The following is a 15,285-nucleotide window of genomic DNA, read 5'->3' on the forward strand; positions in this document are numbered from 1 at the left end:
CTGCGCTGGCAGGCTTTATCCGGCGCGCTAGCCGTGGATGATGGCGGCGAAACAGGGCCATTGCTGATATGCATGGCCGAGAATGGGGGCGTCATGACCATCAACAATAGAAGCTCAGATGCGATCGCCTGCTGTGGCGAGGAAATCCTGTCGCGCGAGCTGCTGCTGAGCGGCACATTCGCAAACCTGATTGCCGGGGAGGCGCCGTCGCTCAAACTTCTCAGCGACGAGGAGCGACAGGCATCTCTCGCATCGATACTTGCGGAGCGGCCGGCGGGCGATGTCTGGATTTTCGCCTATGGTTCGCTGATCTGGAATCCGATCATTCTCAGCGTCGAAAGCCGGAAAGCCCGTATCGAAGGCTGGCGCCGCTCCTTTTGCCTTGCCACAACGTCCGGGCGGGGTTCGCCCGACAATCCAGGTCTCGTGCTCGGCCTTGATGCGGGCGGAKCCTGCGATGGCGTCGCGCTKCGGCTGCAGGAAGAGGATCTTCTGCACGAACTCGAGCTGCTGTGGCGGCGGGAGATGGTGGCCGAGGCCTATATTCCTCGGTGGGTCGACCTTCTCGATGAAGGGGGTATCCGCTTTGGAAGCGGCATCACTTTCACCATGAACCCGCTCGCAAATACCTATGCCGGCGGGCTTTCCCGCGAGGCGACTATTCAACGGCTTGCGACGGCTTCGGGCAGCATCGGCAGTTCGGCCGACTATCTGTTTCGCACGCGTGAGGGCTTGAGGGCGCTCGATATGTGGGACGAGTTTCTGGACGAGCTCGCCATCGAGGTGGAGGAAGCGCAGCGCAGGCTGCAGCAATTGCCTGCCGACGAGCGTTGATCCGCCGTCGTGCCGAAGGCTCCGCTGGCATAGCGGAGCCTTCGGAGGCTGCTTTGTCGATCAAGCGGCGGCGCGTTCGGCGGGCGGACGGCGGCGCAAGCTCGCGGTCTGGATCGCCGGGGTCTTGTAGTTGGCTTCCAGCGGACCGGTTTCGGTGCCGGATGGTACGATTGCGTCGATGGCATCGAGCAGTTCGTCGCTCAGACGGACTTGCGCGCCGGCCAGGAGATCATCGAGCTGTTCCATGGTGCGCGGCCCAAGGATCGCCGATGTGACACCCGGGTGGGCGATGACGAAGGCAAGCGCCATATGGGTGAGCGAGATGCCGGCACCTTCCGCGAGCGGGATGAGCTGCTCGACGGCATCGAGGCTGTTTTCATTCGACATCTGCTTGGGGAAATAGGCAACGCGGGTGCTGTCCGGCTGGGCAGCGCCACGGCGGTAACGGCCGGTGAGCATGCCCATGGCAAGCGGGCTCCAGACCAGCGCACCCATGCCGTAACGTTMGAGCGTCGGCAGGACCTCACGTTCGATGCCGCGATGCAGGATGGAGTAGGGCGGTTGCTCGGTGCGGAAGCGGGCGAGGCCACGCTTTTCGGCCACCCATTGTGCCTCGACGATATCGGAGGCGGGGAAGGTGGAGGAGCCGATGGCGCGGATCTTGCCTTCGCGCATCAGGTCGGTCAGGGCCGAAAGCGTTTCCTCTATATCGGTATCGGGGGCGGGGCGGTGCATCTGGAAGAGGTCGATATAATTGGTCTGCAGGCGGCGYAGCGAATCTTCGACGGCGCGGTAGATCCAGCGGCGCGAGCTGCCCTGCTGGTTCGGATCCTGGCCCATCGGGATGAAGCATTTGGTGGCGAGCACGATGTTGTCGCGCCGGCCTTTCAGCGCCTTGCCGACGATCTCCTCGGATTCGCCATGGCTATACATGTCGGCGGTATCGATGAAGTTGATGCCGGTATCGAGTGCCTTGTGAATGATGCGGATGGAATCGTCGTGATCGGCATTGCCGATGGCGCCGAACATCATGGCGCCAAGGCAATAGGGGCTGACCTTGATGCCGGTGCGGCCAAGGGGACGGTATTGCATCTTCGTTTCCTCTTTTAATCTGAGCTGCCCGTGAGGGCAGGCTTGAACCTGCGCTGCCCGCGAGGGCAGGTTTTGAATCTGTCAAAAGCCCTGACGGACAGGCTTTGCTGTTGGCAAAGTCCTGGCAAACAGGGTATAAGGGCGCATCCGGAACGCGGTTCCGTTTATACGGAACAATGTTCCGTTTTGCAAGAGGTGTTGATGTGACTGACGGGACGGACAGCCCGGGCGAGGCGCGCGAGGCTGATAGCGGCCATGAAAGGCCGGTGCGCGCGGATGCGCGGCGCAACCTCGATCTGCTGCTGAAAGCTGCCCTGGCGGTGTTTGCGACCTCGGGCGTGGATGCGCCGGTGCGTGAGATTGCGGAAAAGGCGGGCGTGGGCGTCGGCACTGTCTATCGCCATTTTCCGCAGCGCTCGGATCTCATCAAGGCGGTCATGCGCAACGAGGTGGATGCCTGCGCCGATGCGGCAGTGACGCTTGCCGCCGAGCATGAGCCCGGCGAGGCGCTCTCGCTGTGGATGCAGCGTTTTGCTGATTTCATCATGGCCAAGCGCGGCCTTGCTGCAGCACTGCATTCCGGCGACCCGGCCTATCAGGCGCTGCCGGTCTATTTCGATCAGCGCATGATCCCGGCATTGCAGGGCCTGCTGGATAGAGCCGTTGCAGCGGGAGCAGCGCGCGGCGATGTCGAGGCGAGCGAACTCATCCGCGCCGGCGCACAGCTTTCCAATCTCGGGCAGGGGGATGATCCGGCCAAGACCCGGCGGATGATTGCGCTGCTGGTGGATGGGCTGCGTTATGGGGCTGACGTGAAGGGCTGAGGTTTCTTTGCCCGCCGCGTTAGGCGGCTGCGGTCTTCGCCTTCGGTTTCAGCAGGATGATCAGCAACAGCCCGGCGATGATGAGGGCCGCACCTTCGAGGTGATAGGTCTGCAGCTTCTCGCCGAGGATCAGGTAGGCGAGTACGGCGATGAAGATCGTCTGGACGTAGAGGAGCACGCCGGCGCGGGCGGCTCCAAGAGCCTCGATGCTGCGATTGAAGAGATAATACATGAGCGCGCCGCCAGGGATCGCGACATAGGCGAGCGCTATGAGGCCGCTCGTATTCAGCGTCGTGCGTTCGTCGGAGGCGAGTTCGTAGAGATAGAAGGGCAGTGCGGTCAGCGCAGCGGCGCCGAGCAGCAGGACGAGCAGGGCAAGGCGGTTCAGATCGAATTTCGCCCGGCGCAGCAGCACGGTGTAGAGGCTGAAGCAGAAGGCGCCGGCGACGATCCAGAGTTCGCCGGGATTGAGGTCGAGGCGCAGAAGTGCTGCCGGACTGCCCTTGACGATGATGACGACGATACCGAGGAAGGCGAGGATCGAGCCGGCCACCTGCCAGCTTCCCATCGGCTCTGCCAGCATCAGGCGGGCGAGGATCATGGTGATGATCGGGATCAGCGCGATGATGATGCCGGCCGTGGTGGCATCGGCATGTTCGAGGCCGACAAAGATCAGGCCCTGACAGACGGCCAGTCCCATGCCGCCGATGAAAAGCAGTTCCAGGCCGCGCGCCCGGACCAGCGCTAGCATCTCGGAAAAATGGTGGCGCACGATCGGCAGCAGGATCGCGAAGGCGATGAGCACGCGCCAGAAGCAGAGCGCCCAGGGCGGCATTTCCGTCGAGACCCATTTGGCGGCGATATAGATGCCGGCCGACAGGAGCCAGCAGAGCACGCCCACGGAATAGGCCCCTGCAAGCGAACCGCCTGCCGCCTGTTCCGTCCCGACAGTATCACGATGGACTGCCAAGACATGTATCGCCATCGGCTAGTTATGCCACAGTTTCCGGGCGCCGCACAGGTGAGGTTACCGTCGCAATAAGCGGTAAGATCAAGGCCTATCCATCGACGCCGAAGATGATTGCGAGCGCGCGGTTCTCATCGATGTCGTGCAGGCGGGCGAGGTCTGCGACGGATTGATGTGCCTCGGCCTCTATGCCCTTTTCCCGGAGCTTTGCGATGAGCTCTGCATATGACTGCCCGGTGACATCAGCAAGAGCCGAGAGCGGGGCATAGATCAGCGCCTGTTCGATCGGCCGCTCCAGCTGCGGCCCGGTGATCTGCCCCCAGCTGAAGACGGAGGCGATAAGCACGATCATGAAAACGGCAATGCTGTAGCGGCCCCATCGTGCCTTCAGATGCGACTTGAAGGGCTTGATGTTCGCGACGATGTGACCGATGGCGCCTGCCACGAAGAACCAGGAAAACCATTGGTGAACGACGGTCATCAGGCCTCGTTCCCACTCGAAGAACATCATGACGCCCGTACCTGCCATTAGCAGGAAGGAGCCGATCGTCAGCGGTGTCGCCCAACTGCGTGTCGTGAGCCTAGCGGCCATCGGAGCCACTCCGGATGATCGTGTCGACCGGCCTGATCGCCAGGCGCGGTTCTGCCGCGCCGGCACCGCACATCCGTGCGCCGGTTGAGATTTCCTGTGCCATATCCGCTCCATTGTGTGTATAATGCACATATATCAGGAGCGGAAAACGCCGTCAACAAATATGTGTAAAGCGCACATATCTGGTGGCTGCGGAAGACCGATAGACAGGGCGATGGAGGATGCGGGGCTGCATAGCCCCGGCCGATTTACGATCGAGCGCGGCTTGCGGTCGTCGCCGAAATCGCCGTCAGCGTTTCCGCATCGCGGCCATAGATGTCGTCGAAATAGTGGATGACGCCATCGTCGGTCGGCCATGCGGTGAAATAGGAGACATAGACCGGAACCTGTTCCGGAACCGGCATATCCTTCTTGGCGCCGTCCGCGATCTGCTGATCGACGAACTCGACCGAGGTTTTCAGGACTGCGGCTGCCATCGCCTTCGGGTTTTCCAGGCGCACACAGCCATGGCTGAACATGCGGTCCTGCGAGGCGAATTTACCGCGGGCGGGGGTGTCGTGCATGTAGATGTCGTGCGAATTCGGGAAGAGGATCTTCAACTGGCCGAGCGCATTGTCCGCTCCGGGCGGCTGGACGACGCCGATATTTTCGAGCGGCTGCGACCAGTCGACCTTGGCGGACGGCATCGTCTTGCCCTTGACCGAGACCACATAGCCTTCCTTGTCCAGATAAGCGGGGTCGCGCTTCAGGTGCGGCAGCATCTCGTTGCGGATGATCGATTGCGGCACGCCCCAGTCGGGGTTGAATTGGACCGTCTTGATCGAGGCGTCGAAGAAATTCGTCTGGTGGTCCTGCTGGCCGATCACGGCCTTCATCGACAGCGTCAGCGTGCTGTTTTCATAATAGTAGGCCATGTAGGCCGGCTGGTTGATGAAAACATATCGCTCCGGGAATTCCTGCGGCAGCCAGCGCATTTCCTCCATTGCCACGATCACCTTGTTGATGTTGGCGGCGCTATCGCCGCCCTGGCCTGAGGTGCGCAGGTAGTGCAGCTCGGCGGCGAGCTGGGCGAATTTCGGGTTGCTCGGCAGCAGGCGGTCGAAGACCACCATCAGATCAGGCGTGGCCGAGAGCTGGGCGATCGTGCCCTTCAGATCGACCGGCTTGCGCTTGAAATCATAATAGTTCGACAGCTTGTTGGGATCGATGCGGCCCCGGAAATTGTCCTGAAGGAACATCAGCATCTTGGCCGAGAGGGAGACTTCGAACTCGGACAGCGACTTCGCATCCGATCTCTGAGGAGGGGCAACGGCATAGTCGCCGGCATTCAATCCCCAGTCGTCGGCCTGTTTCAGAAGGCTGAGCGCCTGTGCTGCCTTGGGGGTAGGCCCCCTGCCATCGATCCAGATGAGCTTTGCCTTCGGCTGGGCGTAATAGGCTTCGATCGCATCGGCGATGTCATTGTTCATCGAGACCGACAGTCCGCCCATTTCGTTCAACACCTTGGCCTGATTGCCGCTGGCGGAATCAAAGAGCGCAGACAGCGAGGAGCTCGTATCCTGCCTGGAAATATGGGCCGGCCGGCGGGCGGGGACCGTGTAGCCGATTCTTGGGCTGGCCTGTGTGACCGGCGGTGCCGGCTGCGGCTCGGCGCGCACGGCAATTGCACTTCCCGAGAGCACCAGCAGGCCGGCAAGCGGTGCGATCCAGCGGGAAGATGTTCTCAGTGGCATTCTGATGTCCTCGAAACCTGATAAAAAATACTGTCGCGGCGCGTATTCAGTCCGCATGGGCAGCCCGTCCAGGGTGAAGCCTGACTAGAACGCCAACATTCGGGCAGAAGATGGGCGTAGAGCGTTTCTGGCAAGCCCATAGAGAACAGAAGCCGTTGGAAGGAAATCACTTTTTCGGCAGCACCGAGCGGCCTGGATACCGGGCAGGCAGCGGCATCATTATGATGGCGGCGGAATCGGCATAAGCTTGGGTCCCGCCGCCGGAGGCCGCGGCGACCATGACAGCACGGCTATTGCCAGTTCCGGCGGCGTTCGAGCTCGGCCTCGGACGGTTGATCAGACACGAACGAGCCTGCCTGGACTTCGCCGTTCCGCTCATAGGTCGCGACGATGACGCCGGTGCTCGACACCGCCGATCTCGTGAGCTTGAGGGCGCCAGGTGCCGCGCCGCCGCCCTCGAACAGCCGTTTGCCCTTGCCGAGAAGCAGCGGGAAGGTCAGCACCGTCATTTCGTCGATCAGGTCGTTGGCAAGCAGGGTCTGGATGAGATTGCCCGATCCCTGGATCAGCAGGTCCGGCCCGTTCTCCTGCTTGATTTTTTGTAGTGCCGCGATGACGTCAGGTCCGAGCGCCTGCGAATTCTGCCAGGTGAGGGCTTCAGGCCGGTGCGTCGCGACATATTTGGTTGCGGGATTGAAGGCGTCGGCGATCGAATCTTTCTGATAGGGCCAGTAGGCGGCGAAGATGTCGTAGGTCTTGCGGCCGAGCAGCAGCGCAAAGGGCTTTGCGAAGAGCACGCCGATCACGCCGCCCAGCGCGTCGTCCCAGCAGTGGAATACCCAGCCGCCGAACCTGAAACCGTTGACGGGATCCTCTTCAGGGCCGCCGGGTGCCTGCATGACACCGTCGAGGCTGACGAATGTCGAGGCGATGATCTTTCTCATGGATGCTTCTCCTCTTGGTGATCCTGCTAGTAGGGCCGGATCTCGGCCTAAGGACGAAGAAGGGAACATCGCACCGACAAATTCCGCAGAAATTTATAGGAGACTTGCCTGTCCGCACATGCGAGTTTCATTGCGCGTTATTGCTGGAACTCGAGGGTGAAAATGCCTGATGTGACACGACATCTCATCGACAGAGGCGACGGGGCAAGTGTGGAGCTTTTTCAAGCTCAGCCTGACAGCAAAACGCCTGCAGGAGCCATCCTGTTCGTCCACGGCAATCAGGGCGGCCGTCTCATTGGCGCGAAAGAGGCCGTCGATACCGGTACGCTGCTCCGGTTCTGTGCCGGTTTGAATATCACCGCGGCGGCAGTCTCGCAGCCGGGCTTCGGGGCTTCTGATGGACCGGCGGATTTCTGTGGTCCGAACACCCAGCGGGCGATCATGGCCGCACTCTCCTTCCTGCGGGAGCAGCCTTGCGTCGACCCTGGCCGCATCCTTCTCTATGGCAACAGCCGGGGAGCGGTCGCCTCGGCCATGGTCGCAGCCCAGGTTCCCGATCTCAGAGCCGTCATTCTGCGCAGCGGTATCTACGATCTCAAAGCTGCCTATGAGGCCAGTTGGGAAGGTTTGCGGCGGGCGATCGAGCAGGAAGCGGGCCTGTCGAGCGAAGCCTTCCTGGCCCGCTCGGCCCTGCATCACGCACCGAAAATCCGGGCGGAAACCTTGCTGCTGCACGGAAGGCTCGATGAGCGTGCTCCCGTTGTCCAGGCCGAACGGTTCTCGGATGCGCTGTCGGATGCCGGAGTGCCGGTCATGCTCCACGTCTTCGAATGCGGGCACCACATTCCCCGGGAATATGCGCAGGCGGCGCAGCGCTCCTTTCTGCAAAGGATGTTCGATCCGGTTGTGACATATCATTAAGCCGGTGAGCGGCTCGCTCAGCMCAGGCTGCGGAGGTAGGCGCAGAACATGTCGGCCATGGCGTCTGCGAAGGCCGAGATCTCGCTCTCGTTGTGCGCTGTTTCCGAAAATTCCTTTCCGACCGTGCTCATCGTCGTCGTGACCAGGTCTCCGGCCATGGTGCGGATTGCGTCCGATGCATCGGGCAGCGCTTCCCGCATGAACTGCTCGACAATGGGGTCGCCGGCCTGCCGTGCCTCCTGGGCTTCGGGGGCGTCGCGATAGAGAGGTGCCGCGTCGTTCAGCGCCACACGGACGGCGGCTTCCTCGCATTCTGAGCGAATGAAGGTGTGGACGAGCGATCGTAGCCGGTCGAGGGGCGGGCGGGCGGTGTCGTTCAAGACTTCGCCCAGCAAATGGGAGGTCTGCCGCCATTCGTCGCTCTGGAGCCGGAACAGGATGGCCGCCTTGTTGGGGAAATATTGATAGAGCGAGCCGACGCTGACGCCGGCTCTTTCAGCCACCCTGGCGGTCGTGAAACGCTGTGCGCCTTCCTGCGCCAAAACCTGAACAGCAGCTTGCAGAATGGTGTTTACGAGCTCATTAGAGCGCGCCTGTCTGGGCGATTTTCTCGAAGAAATTCCGTGACTTGGGCGATCGGCCATCGAGGTGTTCCGCAAATGCGATTAGCGAATGCGACGGATTATTCGTATTTTCATTTCGAAAGCAAGCCATCTCGACATGAAGGATTTCTCTGATGAACACCCTCGCAAGCGCACCGCTCGCGCCGCTTCTCGATCAACTGTTTGCCGAGGCCGACAAAGCCACCAGCCCGGCCATGGCTGCGCTCTCCCGCGACGAGCGGGAACGGCTCATGCACAGCAAGACCGAATATCTCGATTTCTACGGACGCATGAAGGACCTGTGGCTGCCGGTTTCCCGCCAGACGGGAGAGCTGCTCTACATGCTGGCGCGCAGCACCGATGCCAGGACCATCGTGGAGTTCGGTACGTCCTTCGGCCTTTCGACGCTTTATCTTGCAGCGGCCCTCCGCGACAATGGCGGCGGGCGGCTGATCAGCAGCGAATTCGAGGTTTCGAAGGTTGCGCGGGCTCGCCAGAACCTCGTCGAAGGCGGCCTTGCCGATCTCGTCGAAATCCGGGAAGGCGATGCGCTCAAGACATTGAGCACCGATCTTCCTGACAATATCGACCTGCTTCTGCTTGACGGAGCGAAGTCGCTTTATCCTGAGGTTCTGGCATTGGTCGAAGGCCGGCTTCGGCCCGGTGCGCTCGTGATCGCCGACGATGCCGATTACTGCCCCCAATATCTGGATCATGTCCGTTCGCCCGCAGGTGGATACATGTCCACGCCGTTTGCCGACGACATCGAGCTGTCGATGCGCGTGGCCTGACTTCGACTACTTCCCGCACAACACCCTAACGTCAACACGGGCTGCCCGATGGGGTGCCCGCAATGGAGATCGCAGCAATGCACATATTMGTAACGGGCGCGACCGGCTGGGTCGGCACCGCCATCGTCGAGGAACTGGTCCGCGCCGGTCACAAGGTCAGCGGGCTTGTCCGTTCGATCGAAAAAGCCAAGGCCATTGCGGTCATCGGCGCAAGACTCGTTCCGGGATCGCTGGATGATCTCGACCTTCTCGGCGAGACGGCCGCCAAGGCTGATGCAGTGATCCATACCGCCTTCAACCATGACTTCTCGAAGTTTCTCGACAATGCCGCACAGGACGAGCGCGCGATCCATGCGCTCGGAAGCGCGCTTGCCGGATCGGATCGTCCGCTCATCGTCACATCAGGCCTGCTGGGCTTTCCGCTCGGTGCAACGGAAGCGGATCTGCCAAACCCGGCATCTCCTCGCAAATCGGAAGTTGCCGCCCGCACACTTGCCGGGCAGGGGATACGCGCGGCCACGGTGCGTCTTGCCCCGAGCGTACACGGTATCGGTGACTATGGTTTCGTCCCGATCCTCGTGCGCATCGCCCGAGAGACCGGCGTATCCGCCTATCCGGATGACGGAAGGAATTGCTGGTCGGGCGTGCACCGGCTGGATGCCGCACGCCTCTATCGGCTGGCGCTCGAAAGCGGGGTGACCGAAGCCGCCTATCATGCCGTCGCCGACGAGGCAGTGCCGTTCCGAGAGATCGCCGAGGTGATCGGACGCCAGCTCGGCCTGCCGGTGGAGTCTCGCCCCCGCGAACATTTCGGCTGGTTTGCCAATATGGCGGCGACGAACATGGCGGCCTCCAGCGCCCATACACGCTGGTTGCTCGGCTGGCAGCCGACGTGCCGAGGCCTGATCGATGATCTCGATCAGCCCGGCTATTACGCGCGCTAGAGGATTTCCGTTTTCTCCGAACTAAGGAAACCCTCTATCTGTTTGTTTTCACATAATTTCCGGCACAAATCCGCCGGACAATTTTGCCGGAATTGCTCCAGCTTCGGTGAATGATTTCAGTGGCCGCCCATCGGCTGCCCCTCAGGCTGGCCGGGCGGGCGGCGGACGTAAAAGGATGCCACCACGGCCGCCAGCGAAATCAGCGCGCCGACGAAGAAGGCGGATTGCATGCCGCCGACGGTTGCCGTAGCGGCATCTGTCTCACCTTGAGTCAGGATGCCGGCGCGCCAGGTCATGATGGCGACGTAGAGCGTGGTGCCGGCGGCACCGGCGACCTGCTGGGTGGTGCCGATGATGGCGCTGCCGTGGGAATAGAGTTTCGGCGGCAGGGAGCCGAGGCTGACGGTGAAGAGCGGCGTGAACATCAGGGCAAGGCCGATGCTGAGGACGATGTGGATGGCGAGCACCACCCAGACCGGGGTCGTCGTGGAGATGAAGGTCAGGCTCCACATCACGCCGCTAAACAGTATGGCGCCGGGGATGACGAGGCGGGCAGGCCCATAGCGGTCGAAAAGGCGGCCGACGAAGGGGGCACAGAGGCCCATGATCAGCCCGCCGGGCAGAAGCAGCAGACCGGTCGTGAGTGTCGTCTGGCCGAGCACCGAGAGCAGATAGATCGGCAGCAGGATAAAGACGCCGAACATCGACATCATCAGGATCGCCATCATGCCCGCGGCAATGGTGAAGGTCGTCGTCTGCAGGGTGCGCAGGTCGAGCAGCGCCTTTTCGTATTTCTGAAGATGGATCTGCCGCCAGATGAAGATGGCGATGACGGCGGCGCCAGCGACGAGCATCACGCGGGGATCGAGAGGTGTCACGCCGGCTTCGGGGGCACCGAGTTCGCTGACGCCGAAGACGAAACTGCCGAAGCCGATCGCCGAGAGCACGACAGAAAGGATATCGAGCGGCGCCTTTGATGGGACGGTAACGTTCTCGATTTTCGAGGCGCCGAGGGCAAGGGCGGCCAGCGCGATCGGCAGCACCAGCAGGAAGAGCCAGCGCCAGTCGAGCGAGGAGAGGATGAGGCCTGATATCGTCGGGCCGATCGCCGGCGCCACTGAAATGACGATCGAGATATTGCCCATCGTCTTGCCGCGCGAATGCGGTGGCACGAGGTTCATGATCGTGGTCATCAGGAGCGGCATCATGATCGCCGTGCCGGATGCCTGGACGATGCGGCCGATGAGCAGTACCTGGAAACCGGGCGCGAGAGCGGAAACCAGCGTGCCGGCGGAAAAGAGCGACATGGCGAGAATGAAGACCGGCCGCGTGTTCAGCCGCTGCAGCAGATAGCCGGTAACGGGGATGACGACGGCCATGGTCAGCATGAAGGCCGAGGTCAGCCACTGGGCGGAGCTCGCCGGAATCTTCAGATCCGTCATCAGATGCGGGATCGCCACACCCATGATGGTTTCGTTGAGGATGACCACGAAGGCGGAGACGAGCAGCAGGCCGATCACCAGCCTGTTGCGGGCGCTATGGTCCTCGACCGGCAATTCGGCCTGTTCTTCGATCTCTGAAAGCAAGGGTTCACTGGTCATGGCGTTCCTATATCCATATCTGAAAGAAGGAGTTCTGCCTTAAGACGAAAGTGCCGGGCTAATTGCGACACCGGGTATGCGTATTTCCTATGTCTTTATGCTGTCGCTGGGATGCAAGGCGATTTGTAGCGGGCGCATGGAAATTGGGTGTGTTTATGAGGGAAGAGGCTGCTTTGTTGGCTTTTTACAACGCAGCAATAGGGGATATCCCGCGGCACGACGTAAAAGACGACATCCCGCATCGGCATCACTGCGCCGCGGGCAATCCCCATTCTTCCAGCGAAAATGCTTCGGCTGGCAAGCGCATCTCCGAGAGAGCGACAGGGCGGCGGCGGAATGATGTGGCCGTGTAAGGGAAAGCCAGATTCATCCCGCTGATATCAAGCTTGAGCGGCAGCCCGTCGCCTGTGAGGCACTCGCTGTTTCCGGCATCGTCAACTCCCGGCATCAGATCAAACCATTCGCAGGTCTCGCCGAGGATGGTTTCGCTCTTGCCGAGCGAGACCTTTCCGGTTGTCTCATCGAATTTGAGAGAGGCAGAGCCATCGGCTGCCGGACGTCCGGCCGTGAGCCTGCGATAGCTGCCAGACTGCTGATAGGAAATGCCCTGAGCCTCGTCGAGTATGTTCCAGATCTTGATGCGAACAGAGCCTCCACGGTCCCGCTTTTCCCAAAAGTGCCAGGGATAATGCCGCAGCAAGCGGATCGTCGAGCCGCCGACGCTTTCCAGCGCGATGTCGAAATCGGGCTGGGAAGGATCGGTACTGTGGCTGCGGATCGGTCTCAGCCAGAATTCCGGGGTCAGGATCTCCGATGGCGGGTAGATCTCTTCGGGAGCGACGGTGCGGCGGTCCAGTCTGGCGAGGCGGGTGTGATAGATCGGCGCGTCGTTCGGCGTCAGCAGCTTTGTTTCGATAACAATGCCGTCGTCGGTGATGCAGTTCTGCTCGCGCGCAATGAACGTTCCTGATGAGGGCGGGTTGCTCGCCGTTTCGCGCCACATGCAGTTTTCGCCGGCGACGTTTGAAACCTCGGCGAGCGCCTGAGGCGTTTCGGCTTTCGCGGTGTCCGGTTTGCGGTAGAGAAGAAGAAGCTCCAGGAAGGTCACCTCGCCATCCGCCTGCCTGCTCCAGCGCAGGACGGGGCTGTCCCTGTCCGGTCCGAAGCCGATGCTGGCCCGGTCGTCGCGCAGCGTCTCGCTCAGAAACATGCCGTCGTGATGGATAATGGTGACAGTCGGATCAACCGGCTTGCCGTCCTTGTCGAGCGCCTGCATGACGGCGACGTAATCCGGCTGGATCGGGGCGGCATTGAGATCCGACTGCGCGACTGCGACCTCCGCGAGGGCCATGCAGGCGATTGCGCCGATGATTGCTGCTGTCTTCATTGCTTCTCGGATGTTTCAGCCTGCGCGCATCATCGCGCCGCCGGCAGCAGATGACGGTTTTTCCGAGAAAATCAATGCGGTCTGTGCCTTTTGCCTCAATGGACGCCCATCAATGGACGCCCATCAATGAACGATGGTCAACGCGGCGATACCAGCCTCGTCTGCGGCGCGCAAAAACGCCTCCCGGAATTGTTCCGGGGCAACGTCTCCACAGATGGCGTCGATGCAGGCTTTGACGGCGATCATATATTCCTCGCCATCATCGAAAGGCCAGTCCCGGATCAGCAGGTATGCGGCATCGCCGAGCGTACGCACGACAGTGTGCGTCTCCCGACCGCGCAAAACCAAGCCGACCGGCGCGAATGCCGATGACGTGTTCCAGCTCATTGTCCTCGACCCCTCAAGGCACGGAGATTGAGACCCTCGAACACACTATACGCGTGAATTATGAAATTCGGAATTGCGGAATGCGTGAATGTTGATCACGTGACTTATTTGCCGCGGCAAAAGAAAGGGCGCTCCACGACTCATGTCGGAGCGCCCTGTGGCTGCGTCGGCTTCAGGTGCGGCGGAGGCCGACGGCAGGCCTGATCAGAAGACTGCATTTGGAACGAAATGGCAACGCCCGGCACCGGACCTGCGCCCGCATGCGGCCTCTGATCCACAGTGTTTCCACAGCTTATCCACAGGCGCGGTCCGATCTCCCCCAACGCTTTCAACGACATATGTCTGAAAGCGATCGGGCTGCTCCAGATGGGTGATGTTACCGCCCGATGACACCGGGAATATCTTCCGGGCAACTGCCCCTAAAGGCCACAATGCCCGGCTATTGTGGCCCTCCCTCCTTGAGCGCTGGGCGGCGGACGCTCGGAGGTGGGAGGCGGCAGGCGTGCATGAGGGCCTGCCGCCTTCATCGACCTATTCCAGCAAATCGGGGGTCCAGGGGGAATGCGAAGGTAAGCCGGGGCTCACGTCGTCGCAAATAAAAAGGACCCGCTCACTTGGAGCGGGCCTCAGGGGTGCCCGGAGTCGGACGGGCATCGGCAAAAAAACGGTCGATCAGATAAAGGCCGCGGCATCGACGGTCCAGGCGTCCGACATCCTCGACGTCGCAAAGGTGCCGTCGTTTGAGGGACGGGCGTGCTGACGGACGGCAGCGTCGAGCAGGGCGGCAAAGGCTGCCAGGCTGATCTTGTCGGCGCGAAGCATCTGGCGGATCAGCGGATCTTTCAGCATTTCCGATGGGGTCATCTCGTGCATGGTTATCCTCCAGTGACTGGTTTTCCGACGCTTGCGGCATCTTAAATCCCTATTGCTATGAATGCATGTCGCGGCGATGGCGAAAAGACGGCAATCGAGGTTCATTCGGGCTAGCTCCAATGTGGCATTGGCCTGCCATTTTATCGGATGCTACCGTAGCGGCTGGAAATGAGCCGCAGCGGAGGATGGGCATATGGAAGCAAGAATGTTCGATGAGATCATGGTGGGACTGGCCGCGCTTGAGGCCGAGATTGCCGCGATCAATGCCCGTCCCCTGCCGCTCCTGGATTTGAAGTATGCGCAGGCTCAACTGAAAGCCAGGCCCCCGAAGGTTCGCAAGCGTCTCGGCAAGACGAGAACCACGAAACCGAACGCGTGACGACGGCTTTGGCAACGCAATTTTGACCATGAACGGACTTTCTGACGTTCACTCACATTTTGCTGATTGCATGTGTACGGGAAAGCCGCTTTTCTTGACCTCCGCACCTCTAATTCAGAGATATCCTGACCGCTATGAACCGCTACGATATCGAGCGTCGGACCGACGACGACTGGACTGTGATCGACCGACTGACGGGTGCACCCGTGCCGCATCTGCCGCAAAAAGTGGGAAGCAGACTTGAAGCCCAGGCGCTTGCCGATTTCCGCAACCGGCTGGCCATCCCGCAACAGGAGCGCATTCGCTCCCGCCTCGATACGCTGCGGCTCGCCTGGCAGGCGCTGACGGGAAAGCGGACGCGTTAAAGCGTGTCGCAATCGCTACCGGCGGCCGAGGCACAAAAAGGCCCGCCGA

17 protein-coding genes are annotated in these 15,285 nt (G+C 61.3%); 7 read left to right on the plus strand and 10 right to left on the minus strand.

All coding sequences use genetic code 11. The features are described 5' to 3' along the window. Positions 1 to 93 precede the first annotated feature (93 nt). The gene (locus AC1DNW_RS16765; protein WP_477853676.1) at positions 94 to 834 is read left to right on the plus strand and encodes a gamma-glutamylcyclotransferase; all 741 of its coding nucleotides are present in this window, start codon (positions 94 to 96) and stop codon (positions 832 to 834) included. Positions 835 to 894: 60 nt separating this feature from the next. On the opposite strand, the gene AC1DNW_RS16770 is transcribed toward AC1DNW_RS16765, so the two are convergent. Next, complete coding sequence (locus AC1DNW_RS16770; protein WP_477853677.1) at positions 895 to 1,926, minus strand: aldo/keto reductase; 1,032 nt, start codon at positions 1,924 to 1,926, stop codon at positions 895 to 897. Positions 1,927 to 2,129: 203 nt separating this feature from the next. Between AC1DNW_RS16770 and AC1DNW_RS16775 the strand changes: the two genes are divergently transcribed. Then, on the plus strand, positions 2,130 to 2,750 hold the full coding sequence (locus AC1DNW_RS16775) for a TetR/AcrR family transcriptional regulator (protein ID WP_113299384.1): 621 nt from the start codon (positions 2,130 to 2,132) through the stop codon (positions 2,748 to 2,750). 19 nt (positions 2,751 to 2,769) lie between these two features. Here the strand turns inward: AC1DNW_RS16775 and AC1DNW_RS16780 are convergent, their stop codons facing one another. The 4 genes from AC1DNW_RS16780 to AC1DNW_RS16795 form a co-directional block, all read right to left on the minus strand. Next, a complete protein-coding gene (locus AC1DNW_RS16780) occupies positions 2,770 to 3,735 on the minus strand; it encodes a DMT family transporter (protein ID WP_113311094.1) in 966 nt (321 codons plus the stop codon). A 73-nt stretch (positions 3,736 to 3,808) separates the two neighbouring features. Next, on the minus strand, positions 3,809 to 4,309 hold the full coding sequence (locus tag AC1DNW_RS16785; protein ID WP_162748604.1) for a DUF4405 domain-containing protein: 501 nt from the start codon (positions 4,307 to 4,309) through the stop codon (positions 3,809 to 3,811). 248 nt (positions 4,310 to 4,557) lie between these two features. Further along, positions 4,558 to 6,042, minus strand: coding sequence for a L,D-transpeptidase family protein (locus tag AC1DNW_RS16790; RefSeq protein WP_113311092.1), 1,485 nt, complete (start codon positions 6,040 to 6,042; stop codon positions 4,558 to 4,560). Positions 6,043 to 6,332: 290 nt separating this feature from the next. Next, positions 6,333 to 6,986 carry a dihydrofolate reductase family protein gene (locus AC1DNW_RS16795; protein ID WP_113311091.1) on the minus strand — a complete coding sequence of 218 codons (654 nt, stop codon included), beginning with the start codon at positions 6,984 to 6,986 and terminating at the stop codon, positions 6,333 to 6,335. A gap of 162 nt (positions 6,987 to 7,148) precedes the next feature. Between AC1DNW_RS16795 and AC1DNW_RS16800 the strand changes: the two genes are divergently transcribed. Next, on the plus strand, positions 7,149 to 7,907 hold the full coding sequence (locus tag AC1DNW_RS16800) for an alpha/beta hydrolase family protein (RefSeq protein ID WP_477853680.1): 759 nt from the start codon (positions 7,149 to 7,151) through the stop codon (positions 7,905 to 7,907). 17 nt (positions 7,908 to 7,924) lie between these two features. On the opposite strand, the gene AC1DNW_RS16805 is transcribed toward AC1DNW_RS16800, so the two are convergent. Then, entirely contained in the window at positions 7,925 to 8,551 is a 627-nt protein-coding gene (locus AC1DNW_RS16805) for a TetR/AcrR family transcriptional regulator (protein ID WP_477853682.1), read from the minus strand. 92 nt (positions 8,552 to 8,643) lie between these two features. Here AC1DNW_RS16805 and AC1DNW_RS16810 point away from each other — a divergent pair, with 92 nt between their 5' ends. Both AC1DNW_RS16810 and AC1DNW_RS16815 read left to right on the plus strand, forming a co-directional pair. Beyond that, positions 8,644 to 9,300 (plus strand): O-methyltransferase, encoded by a 657-nt coding sequence (locus tag AC1DNW_RS16810; RefSeq protein ID WP_477853684.1) that lies wholly within the window; start codon positions 8,644 to 8,646, stop codon positions 9,298 to 9,300. A 77-nt stretch (positions 9,301 to 9,377) separates the two neighbouring features. After that, complete coding sequence (locus AC1DNW_RS16815; protein ID WP_477853685.1) at positions 9,378 to 10,244, plus strand: SDR family oxidoreductase; 867 nt, start codon at positions 9,378 to 9,380, stop codon at positions 10,242 to 10,244. A 116-nt stretch (positions 10,245 to 10,360) separates the two neighbouring features. Here AC1DNW_RS16815 and AC1DNW_RS16820 read toward each other — a convergent pair whose 3' ends face one another. From AC1DNW_RS16820 to AC1DNW_RS16835, 4 genes are all read right to left on the minus strand, one after another. Then, complete coding sequence (locus AC1DNW_RS16820) at positions 10,361 to 11,845, minus strand: DHA2 family efflux MFS transporter permease subunit (protein ID WP_477853687.1); 1,485 nt, start codon at positions 11,843 to 11,845, stop codon at positions 10,361 to 10,363. Positions 11,846 to 12,092: 247 nt separating this feature from the next. After that, on the minus strand, positions 12,093 to 13,232 hold the full coding sequence (locus tag AC1DNW_RS16825; protein ID WP_477853689.1) for a hypothetical protein: 1,140 nt from the start codon (positions 13,230 to 13,232) through the stop codon (positions 12,093 to 12,095). 123 nt (positions 13,233 to 13,355) lie between these two features. Further along, the gene (locus tag AC1DNW_RS16830; RefSeq protein WP_113299301.1) at positions 13,356 to 13,619 is read right to left on the minus strand and encodes a DUF982 domain-containing protein; all 264 of its coding nucleotides are present in this window, start codon (positions 13,617 to 13,619) and stop codon (positions 13,356 to 13,358) included. A 672-nt stretch (positions 13,620 to 14,291) separates the two neighbouring features. Then, positions 14,292 to 14,492, minus strand: a complete 201-nt coding sequence (locus tag AC1DNW_RS16835; RefSeq protein ID WP_113311085.1) for a hypothetical protein — start codon at positions 14,490 to 14,492, stop codon at positions 14,292 to 14,294. Positions 14,493 to 14,697: 205 nt separating this feature from the next. Between AC1DNW_RS16835 and AC1DNW_RS16840 the strand changes: the two genes are divergently transcribed. Next, positions 14,698 to 14,871: a hypothetical protein gene (locus AC1DNW_RS16840; protein WP_477853691.1), complete on the plus strand. Its 174-nt coding sequence runs from the start codon at positions 14,698 to 14,700 to the stop codon at positions 14,869 to 14,871. 134 nt (positions 14,872 to 15,005) lie between these two features. Further along, on the plus strand, positions 15,006 to 15,236 hold the full coding sequence (locus AC1DNW_RS16845; RefSeq protein ID WP_113299298.1) for a hypothetical protein: 231 nt from the start codon (positions 15,006 to 15,008) through the stop codon (positions 15,234 to 15,236). Positions 15,237 to 15,285: the final 49 nt, after the last annotated feature.

The organism is Rhizobium sp. 05L429, from assembly GCF_056397645.1.

Coding starts and splice junctions, on each gene's coding strand:
- AC1DNW_RS16780 (WP_113311094.1), bottom strand. CDS start 3,735: ATGGCGATACATGTCTTGGCAGTCCATCGTGATACTGTCGGGACGGAA.
- AC1DNW_RS16785 (WP_162748604.1), bottom strand. CDS start 4,309: ATGGCCGCTAGGCTCACGACACGCAGTTGGGCGACACCGCTGACGATC.
- AC1DNW_RS16790 (WP_113311092.1), bottom strand. CDS start 6,042: ATGCCACTGAGAACATCTTCCCGCTGGATCGCACCGCTTGCCGGCCTG.
- AC1DNW_RS16795 (WP_113311091.1), bottom strand. CDS start 6,986: ATGAGAAAGATCATCGCCTCGACATTCGTCAGCCTCGACGGTGTCATG.
- AC1DNW_RS16800 (WP_477853680.1), top strand. CDS start 7,149: ATGCCTGATGTGACACGACATCTCATCGACAGAGGCGACGGGGCAAGT.
- AC1DNW_RS16810 (WP_477853684.1), top strand. CDS start 8,644: ATGAACACCCTCGCAAGCGCACCGCTCGCGCCGCTTCTCGATCAACTG.
- AC1DNW_RS16820 (WP_477853687.1), bottom strand. CDS start 11,845: ATGACCAGTGAACCCTTGCTTTCAGAGATCGAAGAACAGGCCGAATTG.
- AC1DNW_RS16825 (WP_477853689.1), bottom strand. CDS start 13,232: ATGAAGACAGCAGCAATCATCGGCGCAATCGCCTGCATGGCCCTCGCG.
- AC1DNW_RS16830 (WP_113299301.1), bottom strand. CDS start 13,619: ATGAGCTGGAACACGTCATCGGCATTCGCGCCGGTCGGCTTGGTTTTG.
- AC1DNW_RS16835 (WP_113311085.1), bottom strand. CDS start 14,492: ATGCACGAGATGACCCCATCGGAAATGCTGAAAGATCCGCTGATCCGC.
- AC1DNW_RS16840 (WP_477853691.1), top strand. CDS start 14,698: ATGTTCGATGAGATCATGGTGGGACTGGCCGCGCTTGAGGCCGAGATT.
- AC1DNW_RS16845 (WP_113299298.1), top strand. CDS start 15,006: ATGAACCGCTACGATATCGAGCGTCGGACCGACGACGACTGGACTGTG.